Source organism: Rothia sp. HMSC065G12 (genome assembly GCF_001811455.1).
GTDB classification, from domain to species: Bacteria; Actinomycetota; Actinomycetes; order Actinomycetales; family Micrococcaceae; genus Rothia; species Rothia dentocariosa.
Genome location: NZ_KV804815.1, coordinates 193,709 through 208,930 on the forward strand (window position 1 = coordinate 193,709; position 15,222 = coordinate 208,930).

The 15,222-nt window shown below is 50.9% G+C and carries 11 protein-coding genes, 3 tRNA genes and 1 CRISPR repeat array; of the genes, 12 read left to right on the top strand and 2 right to left on the bottom strand.

All coding sequences use genetic code 11. The features are described from left to right. Positions 1-32: 32 nt before the first annotated feature. Positions 33-410 (bottom strand): hypothetical protein, encoded by a 378-nt coding sequence (locus HMPREF2804_RS06125; protein ID WP_013398938.1) that lies wholly within the window; start codon positions 408-410, stop codon positions 33-35. Between the two features lie 359 nt (positions 411-769). Here HMPREF2804_RS06125 and HMPREF2804_RS06130 point away from each other — a divergent pair, with 359 nt between their 5' ends. From HMPREF2804_RS06130 to HMPREF2804_RS06150, 5 genes are all read left to right on the top strand, one after another. Beyond that, positions 770-2,581, top strand: coding sequence for a cytochrome c biogenesis protein DipZ (locus HMPREF2804_RS06130; protein WP_070627747.1), 1,812 nt, complete (start codon positions 770-772; stop codon positions 2,579-2,581). Between the two features lie 238 nt (positions 2,582-2,819). Further along, complete coding sequence (gene zapE, locus HMPREF2804_RS06135; RefSeq protein ID WP_070627749.1) at positions 2,820-3,872, top strand: cell division protein ZapE; 1,053 nt, start codon at positions 2,820-2,822, stop codon at positions 3,870-3,872. Positions 3,873-4,078: 206 nt separating this feature from the next. Then, a tRNA-Gly gene (locus HMPREF2804_RS06140) sits at positions 4,079-4,151 on the top strand. Between the two features lie 45 nt (positions 4,152-4,196). Next, a tRNA-Cys gene (locus HMPREF2804_RS06145) sits at positions 4,197-4,267 on the top strand. A 23-nt stretch (positions 4,268-4,290) separates the two neighbouring features. Beyond that, positions 4,291-4,362 (top strand) — tRNA-Val (locus HMPREF2804_RS06150). Between the two features lie 60 nt (positions 4,363-4,422). Here HMPREF2804_RS06150 and HMPREF2804_RS06155 read toward each other — a convergent pair. After that, positions 4,423-7,416: a CRISPR-associated helicase/endonuclease Cas3 gene (locus HMPREF2804_RS06155; protein WP_070627752.1), complete on the bottom strand. Its 2,994-nt coding sequence runs from the start codon at positions 7,414-7,416 to the stop codon at positions 4,423-4,425. 340 nt (positions 7,417-7,756) lie between these two features. On the opposite strand from HMPREF2804_RS06155, the gene casA reads away from it, so the two are divergent. The 7 genes from casA to cas2e all read left to right on the top strand — a co-directional run bounded on the left by casA (position 7,757) and on the right by cas2e (position 14,005). Then, positions 7,757-9,472 carry a type I-E CRISPR-associated protein Cse1/CasA gene (gene casA / locus HMPREF2804_RS06160; protein WP_070627754.1) on the top strand — a complete coding sequence of 572 codons (1,716 nt, stop codon included), beginning with the start codon at positions 7,757-7,759 and terminating at the stop codon, positions 9,470-9,472. Continuing rightward, positions 9,465-10,088, top strand: coding sequence for a type I-E CRISPR-associated protein Cse2/CasB (casB, locus tag HMPREF2804_RS06165; RefSeq protein ID WP_070627755.1), 624 nt, complete (start codon positions 9,465-9,467; stop codon positions 10,086-10,088). Before casA ends, casB begins: the two co-directional genes overlap by 8 nt. A 17-nt stretch (positions 10,089-10,105) precedes the next feature. Next, complete coding sequence (gene cas7e / locus HMPREF2804_RS06170; RefSeq protein ID WP_070627757.1) at positions 10,106-11,239, top strand: type I-E CRISPR-associated protein Cas7/Cse4/CasC; 1,134 nt, start codon at positions 10,106-10,108, stop codon at positions 11,237-11,239. 2 nt (positions 11,240-11,241) lie between these two features. Then, the gene (cas5e, locus tag HMPREF2804_RS06175) at positions 11,242-11,946 is read left to right on the top strand and encodes a type I-E CRISPR-associated protein Cas5/CasD (RefSeq protein WP_070627759.1); all 705 of its coding nucleotides are present in this window, start codon (positions 11,242-11,244) and stop codon (positions 11,944-11,946) included. Then, positions 11,943-12,608 carry a type I-E CRISPR-associated protein Cas6/Cse3/CasE gene (cas6e, locus tag HMPREF2804_RS06180; RefSeq protein WP_070627761.1) on the top strand — a complete coding sequence of 222 codons (666 nt, stop codon included), beginning with the start codon at positions 11,943-11,945 and terminating at the stop codon, positions 12,606-12,608. Before cas5e ends, cas6e begins: the two co-directional genes overlap by 4 nt. Positions 12,609-12,719: 111 nt before the next feature. Then, positions 12,720-13,658, top strand: coding sequence for a type I-E CRISPR-associated endonuclease Cas1e (gene cas1e / locus HMPREF2804_RS06185; protein ID WP_070627762.1), 939 nt, complete (start codon positions 12,720-12,722; stop codon positions 13,656-13,658). After that, on the top strand, positions 13,658-14,005 hold the full coding sequence (gene cas2e, locus HMPREF2804_RS10770; protein WP_080972529.1) for a type I-E CRISPR-associated endoribonuclease Cas2e: 348 nt from the start codon (positions 13,658-13,660) through the stop codon (positions 14,003-14,005). The genes cas1e and cas2e overlap by 1 nt, the downstream gene beginning before the upstream one ends. A 90-nt stretch (positions 14,006-14,095) precedes the next feature. After that, positions 14,096-15,221: a CRISPR direct-repeat array (repeat unit 28 nt; unit sequence ATGTTCCCCGCACCCGCGGGGATGAGCC). Position 15,222: the final 1 nt, after the last annotated feature.

Genomic DNA, 15,222 nt, shown 5'->3' on the forward strand with positions numbered 1-15,222 from the left:
TCCAGGGTGTAAAGCAGCATACCAGCAAAATATTACTTCGACATGGCGGAAGCCGAAGGAGACATCATGGCGTCTTTGTTTTCCATCTTGCCCCCTTTGTCACCGTCCATCTTATTGTCATCATGCTTCATGCTGTCATGATCTCCCTGCATTTTATCGCCGTCCATCTTGCCGTGGTCGCCATCCATCTTGTCCCCAGACATGGCAGACTGGCTCGGCATAGCTGAAGGCGACATCATAGCGTCTGAACTCATCATGGCAGAAGAAGAGGGGGTGGATGATGCAGAAGAGCTCGACGATGCGCTTGGCGATGAGTTCTGATCAGAAGCGTTAGAAGAACATGCAGAAACACCAGCAACGAGGGCTAGAGAAACAGCTGCAAAAGACGCAGTGCGAAGAATAACGGACATACGTAACTCCAATCTTATATCGGCACAGGTAACGCGGAGGTGCGCCCGCACCATCGCAAAATATTCAGAATCCTAAACTGGACTCATTAGGTATTCGGAACATTCAGTCCGCTCGGATTGCAAAACCTCAGAAAAATTTTTAAATGATGTATCCGACTACCTCTCGCAACACCTTGAGAAAAACATCCATGAGCTTGAATATTGCGCAGTAAAAGGTCTCATCAAGACTCTGCCAATTGTGCAGGCATCGCTATAAAAATAATTTCAACCAAACCGAAACCGCAGTTCGTTCCGAATATAACCATGACAACACGTGAGGCAGAATCGCCTCGCATTACCAATCCATGAGGAAAATAACTATGCTGTTATCGCTCATCATCCTAGGCATACTCGGTGGTCTTATCACTGGGATCTCGCCCTGCATCCTGCCTATCTTGCCCGTTATTCTCGTCACTGGCGGTGCAGATTCAGCGCGCACTGCATCCACCGAATTTGGACAAACAGGCACAGCAAAAGATTCTGCGGACAATGTGCAAGCCTTATTCTCGCGCAGAAGCGCAGTTCTCGGAAATGCAGCTCCAGCACCCATGCAGCGTACTGCATCACGCTGGCGTCCCTATCAAGTTGTAGGCGGGCTTGTTCTGAGCTTCAGCCTCTTTACCCTGCTCGGTTCGGTTATTCTTGCTGCCCTGCACTTGCCGCAAGATACGCTGAGGATTTTAGGTATCACCTTCCTCATTATTGTTGGGCTGAGCATGCTTATACCCCCGTTGGAGCGCCTGCTTGAAAAACCTTTCGCGAAATTCTCAAAACTCGGAGCGAAACGCAGCACCACACGTGGCGGCTTCCTCATGGGGCTTGCTCTCGGTCTCGTCTATGTGCCCTGTGCGGGTCCGGTTCTTGCAGCTATTACCCTTGCTGGCGCAACCGGAAACATCGGTATCGAAACTGTAGCACTCACCCTATCTTTTGCTTTCGGAACAGCTATTCCGCTGTTGATCTTTGCTCTTGCGGGGCGGAGCATCGCAGAACGAGTTAAGACGTTCCGCAACCACCAGCGTGGAGTGCGCACCGCCTCGGGTGTACTCTTGATCGCTCTTTCAATCGGACTAGTATTCAACGTTCCCGCCCAGCTACAGCGCGCAATTCCGAATTATACGGAAGGGATTGAGCAGACTATCAGTCAAGATACGCAGAATAATATTATTTCTTCCTCCACCGGTGGGTCGATAAGCTCGTGCCGACCCGACGAAGAAAAATTGCAGGACTGCGGCTCAGCCCCGGAATTAGCGGGTGGCACTGGTAACTTCAACACTGAGAATCAGCCAAGTATCGCTTATATGCGCGGAAAGGTTACACTCGTTGATTTTTGGGCATACTCGTGCATTAACTGTCAGAGGACGGCACCGCACCTGAATGAGCTCTACGCCAAATACCATGATTATGGTCTAGAAATAGTGGGAGTACACACGCCGGAATATGCGTTCGAACACGAAGGTAAGAACGTCCAGGCAGGCATTGAGAACCTAGGTATTAAATACCCGGTAGTTCAAGACAACGACTATGCTATTTGGCGTGCTTACAGCAACCGCTATTGGCCTGCACACTATCTCATTGATAGTGAAGGTAAACTTCGTGCTGTTCACTATGGTGAAGGTGGGCATAAGGTGACCGAGGCACAGGTACGCGAACTTCTCAAAGCCGCAAATCCACAAGTGCAGCTTCCAGACCCTATTCACAAGGATGATGCACAAGAGGAAACACAAAACGCGCATGATGCGCGAACTCCTGAAACGTATCTGGGCTCTAAGCGCGCAATGTACTTTGCGGGGCAAGAAAGCTACTCTAACGGAACCCGAACCTTCAAACCGGCAGATCGTCTAGCTGTTGACCAATACGACCTCAACGGTACGTGGTCTATAACCCCCGAACGTATTGAGCCTCAAGGAAACGACGGCACTTTGCGGATTAACTATCGTGCCCACGGAGCGCAGGTTGTTGCCGGCGGCAGCGGTACCATCGAAGTGCGGCGCAATGGTACAACGGAAAAGATTCACATAGACGGCGCTCCCAACGCCCACCACATTGTGCGCGGCGATGAGCAAAGTAGCGGAGTTATTGAGCTCAAGGTCTCGCCCAGAGTGCAGCTGTACTCGCTCACCTTCTCATAAGTCTCTGCCGAATCTCACGCAGAATTCACCCCTGACGACTAAACCCGGGACTGTGTTTTCAAGGTTTAGATCACACATGACTAAAACCACGTAAAACGCATAGTCCCGGGTTTTACTGCGTTTTCACCGCATCTGTACCCGAGGGAGAGAGCACTCCGAGTACCGGGCTGCGGCAAGCTCAGCACATCCGTACTAAACTTAAGACAAGTAACATAGACGTCACTCAGAAAGTTATATCGTGCCCGTCACCTACGAACACCTTACCGAACGTATCCCAAACGTCTCAGCAGAAGAGCTTCTCGCTGGATTTCGTCCCTCAGAACGATTCGGTGAAGTGTCATTCGACAGCTATATTCCCGATCCAAACCAGCCCTCCCAAGCTGAAGCAGTACAAAAACTCAAAACCTTCGGCGATAAAATCAACAAAGGAGGAAATTCCGGCGGGTTCTTCGGCAAACTTTTTGGCGGTAAAAAGAAAGACTCCGCAAAATCCGGGCTCTATTTAGACGGCGGCTTCGGTGTTGGGAAAACCCACCTTCTAGCCTCCCTATGGCACTATGTTGACGGGCCCAAAGCCTTCGGTACTTTCGTTGAATACACCAACCTGGTTGGTGCCCTCACCTTCCGCAAAACCGTGGAGGCACTCAGCAGCTACAAGCTGGTGTGCATTGACGAATTTGAGCTTGACGACCCTGGTGACACCGTGCTCATGTCCCGCCTGATGCGCGAACTCGCAGATGCGGGCGTCAAACTCGTAGCAACCTCCAACACCCTCCCTGGTGCCCTCGGCGAAGGACGCTTTGCCGCCGAAGACTTCAAACGTGAAATCCAAGTACTTGCCGAACAATTCGAAGTACACCGTGTGGATGGTGAAGACTTCCGTCATCGCGGTCTTCCAGCTGCACCGGAACCCGTAACTCCCGACGCGTTCGACGCTAAGGTTGAGGAAGTATTCGATGGAAAAACCGTGGGTATCGATACCTTCTCAGAGCTTGTCGAACACCTAGCGAAAGTGCACCCTTCCCGTTACCGCCAGTTTATCGACGGTCTGCAGGGTATCGCTTGGCGCGATGTACACCCGATTACCGAGCAAGCGGTAGCGCTGCGCTTTGTTGTGCTCGCTGACCGTCTTTACGACAAAGACCTGCCGATCGTCTCATCCGGTGTACCTTTCGACCAGGTCTTCACACCCGAAATGCTTGCTGGCGGTTACCAGAAGAAGTACTTCCGTGCCGTCTCGCGTCTGACGGCGCTCGCTCGTGAAGGCTTGCTAGGGGAATCAGAGGCTTAGACTTCATGGCATTGCGGTATAGCGTAGAATGCTGTGCTTGATATTTGCGACCTTGTTTGTGTAGAAGGTCGTAAGGTTTTTAGTGCTGACACTTGGCCTAAAAAGTGCGGCAAAAGATTTGGCAAACGATGAAAAAACCCGTATAGTATTTATCTGTCAGTGTGACGGGTAAAGCCTGTTGTTGATGCTTGAAAAGCACCTGATAAGCGGTTGTAGCTCAGTTGGTAGAGCACCACCTTGCCAAGGTGGATGTCGCGAGTTCAAGTCTCGTCAACCGCTCGTAGGACTCCTAGAGTTCGAGCTCATCTCGCGAGAGGTGTATGCGGTGAGGTGGTCGAGTGGTTAGGCAGCGGCCTGCAAAGCCGTGTACGCGGGTTCGAATCCCGTCCTCACCTCGCACAACACATTGATGTTGTAGGCGCGATTGGCGCAGCGGTAGCGCGCTTCCCTGACACGGAAGAGGTCACTGGTTCGAACCCAGTATCGCGCACAAGTAAAAAAGTCCCGGTTCTTAGAGAACCGGGACTTTTATGTTGCTTATAAACCTTCTTTAGTCATCAGAAATTTGAATGGCCTCAAGGCCTAATTCAGGAGAGTAACGAAGAAGATAATCGACGAGCTTTACCTCGTAGAAACCGGAATCCTGTAGCTCAAAAGGCAAAATTAGCTCACCGGCAAGCATAAAGCTTTTCTGCCACGAGTCAATGCGCTCGTCTTCTAACTCCTCAATGGCAGCATCAAAGCGGAGTTGTCCATTAACCCTGTTCTTTGGAGAATCCGAGTATTGGTAGGGCAGACGTATAGCTGATGCTAACAGCTCGAAGGCTAGGGGCTTTGTGGGCTCCTCTGGATCCTTTGCATTGTGCCAGTCAATATCCTGGTTTTTCCGTGTAGCGCTGGGAATCGTACGGTAGCGGTCAATGTAGCCGTCCCCATCGCGTTCAACCACTATCGCAATCACCTCAAGAGAAGCGTCACTATCGCGTACACGTGCCTCACCGATTTGGTCTTCTGAGAGTGTTCCGTTTTTGGTGTTGATGTAATTATTCATCACATCAGCCATCACTGTTTGGGTTTGCGCACCTGGATGTTTCAGTAAGTAGGATTGCGCCCTATGCTCAGCGGTTTCCCGGTTCTTATTGAATTCTTCGCATGCTTCCTGGTATGCATCGTTCCAAGCATCAGGGTACTTTGGAGTATCTTCGTATGCTTTCTGAACAAGCTCGCTCATATCCTCCGGAATGCGCAGAGCTTTGCCGTCAAAATAGGGGAGTAACTGCGCATAACTGCTGAGCAGGATAGCGGGCTCGTAGACCGAACGTGAACCTTTGGGGAACTCGGGGACTTGAGTTTCAGAACCAAAAATTTCAACACCACGAACGTAGCAGATGGGTGAGCGATACTCGGAAGGTCGTTCTGAGTCATCACGCTCATGACGGTGCAGGCGGCCTAGCCTTTGAAGTACTAAATCTACCGGGGCGAAGTCGGTCACCATGACATCAAAGTCGAGGTCGAGAGACTGCTCGATAACCTGTGTTCCCACCACGATTAAACGTTCTGGGCGGCCATCACCTCGGTGAGCGCCTTTACCGAGCTGCGAAACTAAATCAGCTTCTTTCTCCGCACGATGTTTAGAGGTAAAACGGGAATGGGTCAACATTACGTCAGTGCCAAATTTTGTTCGAAGATGCTCGTAAACGTTTTGAGCCCGACCCACCGTATTACAGATAACTGCGGCACAGCCGTGCCCGCTTTCTAAGGGTTCCAGCATTTTATCAAAGTCGGTGAACTCGTCACCTATCTGACGAATGGAGATTGTTACCTGCTCTTCGGGGGCAGTTACCTGCCATTTACGTGGCGTGTAACCATCCTCGGCTGTGAGCGTATAAATAACTGGATAATCTAGGTCGAGAGAAGGCTCGGTAACATTCTCTGAGTCGAAATCATCAAAATCCCATTCAGTAGAATCCTGAATTTCAAGACCTTCCGCGTAACTTTCCATCAAAGAGGTGCGAACATGTGCAGGTAGAGTAGCCGACATGAGAATAACGGGTGCGTTCATCTGACCCAACCAATGGAGTGCCTCCTTGAGATAAACACCCATATAGGCATCATAAGCGTGCACCTCGTCAATGATGACGACTTTAGAACCTAACCCAAGGTGGCGAAGCATCACATGGCGTGACTGTAGAGCCATCATAAGAATCTGGTCGATAGTACACACAACGAAGGTCGAAAGAATGCCGCGTTTCCGACCGCCTATCCAACTGTGACGTGCTACTGAAGTATTAGGGCGTATACTCTGTTTCCCTTCAACGTCGGCTTCTGAATCGAAGATATCAGCTCGTTGTAGGTAGCGGAAAGAATCTTGCTGTTGGTTTTTCGCATGGCCTAAAAACATAGTGTGCGGTTCAGAACCTGCAGCAGGCCCTTGCGCCCATGCTTTGACCCGATCAAAAAGTGCGTTTGATGTCACCTGAGTAGGGGCAGCAAAAGCAAGCCCGCTGCGTCCTGTTTCTTGGGCTAGAATTTCGGCAGCGATGAGTCCAGCCTCAGTTTTACCTTGTCCCATAGGGGCTTCAATGCACATCATGCCGCCGCCCTTCATCGAACGTGCGGCTTCGACAACAACTTCTTGCATAGGTCGCAGAGTGGGATTTTCCCAACTAAACCGTGAACTGTACAGATCGGAAGTATCACTGTTTTCAATATGAGCAGCCCAGGGATGTTCGAGTCCGAGAGCTTCCCAGCCTTGATTTAGGCGCCCATGTTGTGCCTCAACACTAAATGTGCCCATGGGGAAATACTCGGGATTAGAGGCGATCCAATCCGCCATAATTACCAGGCCAGTGAGATAAAGCTGTACGGAAACAGGGATTTTGGTTCCTGACATGAGTTTCTTAAGAACCTGATCTGCGCCAGTTTGCTCCAGTGTCATCTCGAAAAGCTCTTGCCATGCTTGATGCCACTTATCGTTAAGCCCCTCAAAAATTGCACAAGCACGTCCGGTTTCTGGAAAATATTCTGCAGGCACGCCATGGTGAGCACCAGCAATACTTGCAATTGTTTTGGCAGTCTCTACATCGTCTGTGTAACGTTCAGTAAGCAGCTTGATAATGATGCTCTGGCTATAGGTTGAGTGAGGGCATCGGGTTCCTGCAGGTGGTGTTGTGAGGTGAAGAGGAAAATTAAACTTGTGTTCTTCAATCCTATCTCGAAATACGCGGAGCTCTTCTTTGCCACGTGAATCTAACTGCCCCGCAAACTCTGGTGTCGCTTTGCCCATATCGTGGGTGGCGGCAACCCAACAGGCGAAAGACTTTGCCTCGTCCTGTGTGAGGTTGAGTAACTCCATGATGCGCTGTTTAGTGCCAGGGGAGAGCCACTTATCCCAAAGCTCCGCAGCTACAGACCCTGCATCTGTCATGTGTTGAGGTAGGGAAAGGCCTCTAGAGGGTGTTTCTTCAGAGCCAGTTTTGGCCCATAGCGTTGATGTCTCTACTGAGGCAAGTTGGCTGGGGCGCATAGTATTTTCGGCTGTCATTTTAACTCCTTATCGGCTAGACTTATAAACCATTGTTCCCGCGAGGCGAGAAGCGCGGGATGAGCCTTTTGTACGGTTCCTTCTTAAAATGTTCCCCAGATTCCTCTGGGGATCTTCTCGCTTTAATCTTATTTTATAACTTTGTACGCTTCCTTCTTGACTTAATATTTCCTTTGGGTCTACACTGGGGCTGTGCTCAGTTGAACCTGGTGATACCTCAGAGTATCTAATGAGCTTCATATCATTTATTTTGAAGTATGCGACAAGAACATGCTTAAGAATTCGTCATCGTACGATGGTTCTTGATGTGTGACTTTAATCAATAATGAAAGGAGGGACCATGTCTAGTAATCAGTCGGTGCAAGATAATGTGAGCTCCGGCTTCAGTCTGTACTATGAACCATGGATTCCTGTTCTCTACACTTCGGGGGAAATCCAAACAGTTTCCCTGAAACAGCTGTTTGAGGATGGATATTCAATCCGCAAAATCCATTCGGGTGATGCAACGACCGATGTTGCGATTCTCGGAGTGGCTACTGTTGTGTTGTTCCGTGCAATTCTTACAGATTCAGGGGAATATGGAGAGCTATACACTAGTCCTAAAAACTGGATTCAGGGTGTTCGTTCGGGTGACCCTGAGCGGTTAAAGTTTATTTTTGACTATTTGGAGAAGTATCAAAACCGCTTCGACCTTTTTGACGCCGAGCGTCCTTTTATGCAGGTTGCAGATCTGCACACGAGTAAATGTGAAGTAAAACCTGTATCACGTTTGGTGTTAGACTCCGAGAGCGAATATTTCTCAATGCGTGCCGAGCAAACATTGACATCGCTGAGTTACGCTGAAGCGGCACGATACCTAGTAACCGTGCAGGCATACGATTATTCGGGCATTAAATCTGGTGCTGTCGGGGATCCTCGTGTTAAGGGAGGCAGGGGATACCCTATCGGCGTAGGTTGGTATGGAGCTACGGGGAAGATTATCGTTCACGGCGAGAATCTTACCGAAACCTTACTGTACTGTATCGATTATGAACAGCTTCTCAATGTTGAAAGGGTAAGGGGTAAGAACCATCGACTTGCTCTACAAGACAAGCCTGTTTGGGAACGAGAGCTTCCCGATACCGCCGCTCCTCGTGCATATACGGGTGGTGACCCCACCAAGTATAAAGACGAGCCAACGCCTGCAACTGGCATGTGCGAAATTCTGACCTGGCAATCGCGCCGTGTTCGTCTTTTCCCTGAAAATGGGCGAGTCACTGGGGTGCTTGTATCGAATGGTGATAAGTGGCTTGACCGGAATACTTATACCGATCCGTTAACCGCCTACCGGTTTAGTAAAAATCAGTCTACTCAAACTCACTATGTCTGGATGCCTCAAACACACAGCGCCGAACGCACCTTATGGCGAGGAGCAGATGCGCTACTAACCAGGCTGTCTTCCTCTCAAGAAAAGCAGAACAAACCTGCCACCGTTATCCGTCAAATCTCCAGCGGTAAATATTTTTCACCTGATACAAAAACCAAAATTCAGCTGGTTGGCATGGTGTATGGTACTCAAAGTTCTATCGTTGAAGAGACTATTGATGAGTCTGTGACCTTAGAACTAGGCATTCTCACGGAACAAGGTGCCGAAATTTCTGCAATGGTGCGTGACAATATTCAGCTAACCATGGACGCGGCCATTGCGCTTGGGCAGTATGCAGGAAACCTGCTTCGTGCTGCTGGTAAGGAATATGAATTCCGTCCTTCCGTAACGGAAAGTATTTTGCACCGTATGGAAGATGAATTTCGCAGCTGGCTTGCAGATCTGAGCGTTTCTGACGATGTCTCTGCACAAGCCGCTGCCTGGCAGTCAAAAGTACATCGCATCGTTGAGAATGAGGCTGACCAGCTTGCTGTGAGTGCTGGCCCTAAAGCTGCCATAGGAACTATCTATGATGAGCAGCTCTACAATACGGCTAAAGCACGCCGTCAGTTTGGCGGCCGACTGTATAAGCTTCTGCCTCTCGCATATTCTTCAACAATTACCCGTGTTCAGGAGGAAAATCATGCATGATGTGGGGAACCATAATACTTTGCGGATATATGTTACCCGCAAAGTCACGTGGCTCTACGAGCAGAAAGAAAAACAGGGTAGCCCTCTTGCTACTGCCCAATTAGCACAGCTCCGTCGTGGTGCAGGTGACGAGCCCGCAAACCATCCAGAGCTCTGGGAAATTATCTTCGGGAATAATACAGACATACCCCAATTTCCCAAACGATACTTGGGATACAACGATGCCGTTAGCCATGGGGAACAAGCAACCTATGCCGCTGTCACGTTATTTGCTTTGCATCAACAATCACGGTCACAACCAATGCATGTAACAAACTTTAGGTTTGGTACGGCAGTGGGACAACTTGTTCTGCAGACCAGCGAATCCATGAAAAAACGATTCGACGCTTTGTTAAAAGCACGAAGTGAATCGGCACGCAGGCATTATTTGCGTAGCCTCATAACACTTCTACGGTCAGAAGAAATTGCTTTTGACTATGGGCAATTTGCTCAGGATTACATGCAGTTACAAAATCCTGAAAAACGCGATGCGGTTATTCTGCGCTGGAGCCGTGACTTTTTGTATGGCTACGAACCCAAGAAATCTAAAACCTCAGAGGAAACCTCTAAAAACTAATTGAAAGGATAAAAACTATGTCGTTCTTTGTTGATATTCACGCTTTGCAAACTCTTCCCCCGTCAAACATTAACCGTGACGATACCGGAAGCCCAAAATCCGCTATTTTTGGCGGTGTGAGCCGTCAGCGTGTTTCTAGCCAGGCATGGAAATCAGTCATCCGCCGTAACTTTGAAGAACACTTAGACCGCTCTGAAATCGGTGTTCGCACCCGCCAGGTTGCCGACATGATTGTAGACCGCATCACCAATATCAGCCCCGATTTTGACCCAGATAAGGCCGAATCAGCTGTTGTGGATGCATTCAAAGCGGCCAAAATCAAACTTGAGAAGCCTAAGGCCAAGAAGGGAGAAGAAAATACTGGCCGCGCTGTATCGGGTTACCTTCTCTTCCTGAGTAACCAGCAGATTAACCGTCTTGCCAACGCCATCATAGAAGCTAACGGCGAGAAAATCCCCGCTAAGGAAGTCAAAGACATTCTGGACACCGAGCATAGTGTTGATATTGCACTCTTTGGCCGTATGCTGGCCGACGCCCCCGATTTCAACGTGGACGCCGCTTGCCAGGTGGCTCATGCCCTTGGGGTACATGGTTCGGAACCTGATTTTGACTACTACACTGCCGTCGACGACGTAATCCGGGAGTCTGAGGATGAAACCGGTGCTGGAATGATCGGCACCATCGAGATGGCCTCCAGCACCCTTTACCGTTACGCCAACATCAACGTGGACGCTCTGAAAACTAACCTAGGCGGTTCAGCAGTTGCCACCGTTGAAGCTACCCTCGCTTTTATCCGTGCCTTCATTGATTCGATGCCCACCGGTAAACAGAATACGTTTGCTGCACGTACTCTGCCTGAGGCAGTAATTGTAACGGTGCGTGAGGATCGCCCGATCTCCTACATTAATGCATTCGAAAAGCCTGTTACAGAGAAATCATCCGAAGGACGCCGTCTCGCGGCTGCCCATGCATTAGCAACGGAAGCAGCAAATATCCGTGAAGCCTACGGATATGAGTCTAAAGTTTCATACGTGGTAGCGCTTGGCGAGCTACGTGAAGCACTGTCAAATATGGGAGAAACTGTCACCTTAAAGGAGCTGCTCGCTTCCCTTGAAAGTCAGCTGACCGAGCTGGTTGGTCAGGAGTCATAATCATGCCTAGTCTGCTCCTTAAACTGAGCGGGCCAATGCAGTCCTGGGGTACACAAAGCCGATACCGCCGTCGAGATTCCGGGCATGAACCCAGCAAATCTGGCGTTATCGGCTTGATAGCCGCAGCCTTAGGACGTGCACGGACGGAGCCCGTAGATGACCTCGCTCGGCTTAACTTTGCGGTGCGTGTGGACGCGCCGGGCACTTTACTGCGCGACTACCAGACCGCGAAGGACTGGGCGACAGACCCGAACGGTTCGGCATCGCTGTCCACTCGTTATTATCTTTCAGATGCAGTTTTTGTGGCTGCTGTAGAAGGAGACCAAGAGGCCCTCAAGAATATCGAGTCAGCGCTTAAGAAACCGGTGTACCCGTTATATTTAGGGCGGCGTTCCTGCCCAGCAGGGTATGACCTTGTACTTGGTATTCGTGAAGAATCTGCTGAAGAAGCCTTGCGGAATGAAGAGTGGCATGTGCCTGAGCACCGCCGCGCTGAGTTCCCCGATCCTGTACAGCTGCGTATTCTGCGGGATGCAAAACCTGGTGAGCAGGGAGATCTAGTACAGGATGTTCCGGTGAGCTTTAACCAGGAACATCGGCAATATGCAGTACGGGCTGTAGTTTCTGCCGAACCTAAGACAGTTGAGAACCCCAAAGGCAAACGTCACAGCGACGTTGACTTTATGAGGACGGTGACCGAAGCATGACATACTTCTCAAAATTCCTCATTAATCCACAGCGCCGGGGCGCTCGCAAACTGTTAAGCAGCCCGCAGGCTCTGCACGCAGCCGTCATGGCAACCAATCCGCCAGACATAAAAAACGAAGATGGGCGCATACTATGGCGTCTAGACATCACCGGTCACCAGTATGTGCTATATGTGCTAAGCCCGGAAAAGCCTGACTTCTCGGCTCTGGCTGAGCAGGCAGGATGGAATACCCGGCAAGGGGAAAGCGCCCACTACGGGCGCCTACTCGCGAAACTGGAGAACGGGCAGGAATGGGGGTTCAGGCTTGCTGCCAATCCGGTAAAACGCCAGGTTAAAAGCGGTAAGACATGGCCACATGTAACACCGGTTCAGCAAAGTGCTTGGTTGCGTGAGCGCGCTTCACAATGGGGGTTCGAGATCATCCCGGCGGAAGGCCAGGAGCTTGAGGACGCCCCTACTGTGACGGGCCGTCACGATCTTTCCTTCAGCCGCCGTGATACCGGTGGGCATGTAGGACGGGTCACCTTACGTAAAGCGCAGTTTGACGGTGCCTTGCGTATTACCGATGTTGAGCTGTTCCGTAAGGCACTGGTTAACGGTATGGGTCGAGGTAAAGCTTACGGCATGGGTCTTATGACTTTAGCGCCACTTGCCCAGTAAAACCTCTACCTTGTTTATGCGCACATTGTGTGGGCGGGGCGCCAAACAGCGCCCCGCCTGATGCATAAGTAGACATGTGTTATCGACTTGTTCATTCTTCAAGGAGGAACGATGATTGGGGCAACTCCGCCCAATATCAGTGAGCTAACAAGGAGCTCAGAACGAATCTCTTACATTTATGTGGAACACGCAACAATTCACCGTGCAGACAACGCAATCACTGTGACAGAAGAGCGGGGAGTCGCCCATATCCCAGCAGCGTCTTTAAGCGCCTTACTGCTGGGACCCGGTACGCGGGTAACTCATCAGGCCATGACATTATTAGGAGAATGCGGTACCTCGGTTGTATGGGTAGGAGAGCAAGGGGTGCGTTACTACGCACACGGTCGGTCTTTAGCACGTTCCTCTCGATTACTCCTTGCTCAGGCAGAGAAAGTATCAAATACGCGTTCTCGCCTAGAAGTCGCACGCACTATGTATGCATGGCGTTTTCCCGACGATGACACTAATGGGCTCACGATGCAACAGCTCCGGGGACGTGAAGGTGCTCGGGTGAGGCGTGTGTATAGGTATTGGTCAGAGAAAACAGGAGTTCCATGGACACGACGTAGCTATAATCCAAATGATTTTGGAGATGGAGACCCTATTAACCAGTCTCTTTCAGCAGCACACGCTTGCCTCTACGGTATTGTTCACGCCGCAATAGTTGCTTTGGGATGCGCGCCAGGACTGGGATTCGTGCATACCGGTAACTCGTGGTCTTTTGTATATGACATCGCTGATCTATACAAGGCTGAGATTACTATTCCGGTGGCTTTTCAGGTGACTGCTAAGTATGAGGAAGGTCAGGATATTGGGGCTATTACTCGTCGTGCTGTCCGTGACCGTATTCGTGGTGAAAAGATTATGCAGCGGGTGGCCCGGGATATCCAGAAATTACTAGTGCCTGAAGAAGTTCCGGAGGATATCTTAGAAGCAGATATCGTGGGGCTCTGGAACGGTCGGGGAGAGGAGCAAGAAAGCGGGTACAACTATGGAGCTGATGAGTGATGATTGTTGTCGTATTATCCGCATGCCCGGTTGGTTTACGAGGTGATCTTACGAGGTGGCTATTAGAAATTAGTGCTGGCGTTTTTGTAGGAAAAGTGAGTGCGCGTGTGCGGGAGCATCTATGGAATCGTATTACGGTTACTTGTAGTGATGGACGTGCTCTTATGGTGTACTCGGCAGATAATGAACAGCGTCTTGATTTTAAGATTCATAATTATCCATGGGAGCCTGTAGATTTTGAGGGGGTTAAACTTATGATGCGTCCGTCTACTCCAAAAAAGGGGTTGGTACCTCGAAAAGGATGGAGCAAAGCAAGTCGATATAGGCGTGCTTCACGACGCAGGTAAGAGCATATCGTGTATTCTTGGAAGTAGGTTATGGGCTTTAAACTAATACTAAAACTTGAGGTATGGGGGTAAAACCCCATGTCAGAAAGTATGTTCCCCGCACCCGCGGGGATGAGCCCCCCCACAACACTCAATATCAGCCTAGACGACAATGTTCCCCGCACCCGCGGGGATGAGCCCTGGTCTTTTGTTGCTTGGATGATACGGGCTGCATGTTCCCCGCACCCGCGGGGATGAGCCCCTCGTCGGTTGCCATGCGGCGGAGTGCGCGTGATGTTCCCCGCACCCGCGGGGATGAGCCCCCACGCCAGAATACAAGGCATAGCCTCAGGCAATGTTCCCCGCACCCGCGGGGATGAGCCCTACTTCCACCATTCGTTATAATCTTCATCCGCATGTTCCCCGCACCCGCGGGGATGAGCCCTTTGGCTCTGCTGTTATGTACAACTCTATGACATGTTCCCCGCACCCGCGGGGATGAGCCCCAGAGAGCAGGCGCGAAATGATGCAACAGGACATGTTCCCCGCACCCGCGGGGATGAGCCCGAAACAGTACCAAGTGCCCGCCCTACTCTCTGATGTTCCCCGCACCCGCGGGGATGAGCCCCGCATCACCACCGGCGAGGTTCGCCTTTCATTATGTTCCCCGCACCCGCGGGGATGAGCCCGAGTCGCCACCCGGTGCTACGAACACTTTCACATGTTCCCCGCACCCGCGGGGATGAGCCTTAGCGCAGGATGCGCTCATGAGCTATCTACAAATGTTCCCCGCACCCGCGGGGATGAGCCCGGGTATGTGTGGTTGACGTACACTAGCTACTCATGTTCCCCGCACCCGCGGGGATGAGCCCCAAACCCTGCGCCAGGTCACCAGTGATCGTGTATGTTCCCCGCACCCGCGGGGATGAGCCCGAGCGTAGCTAGAAATAGCTTCTTTGATCCAAATGTTCCCCGCACCCGCGGGGATGAGCCCAATGTTATCTGCCATGCCGTCCACCTCTCTACATGTTCCCCGCACCCGCGGGGATGAGCCCAAATGAGCGAATTTCTTAACTACGAAAAGCTAATGTTCCCCGCACCCGCGGGGATGAGCCCGTTACCCACCCGTCCGTTGAAAAAGACCAATCATGTTCCCCGCACCCGCGGGGATGAGCCCAACCACCGACTCACCACGCACAGACCCCACCAATGTTCCCCGCACCCGCGGGGATGAGCCC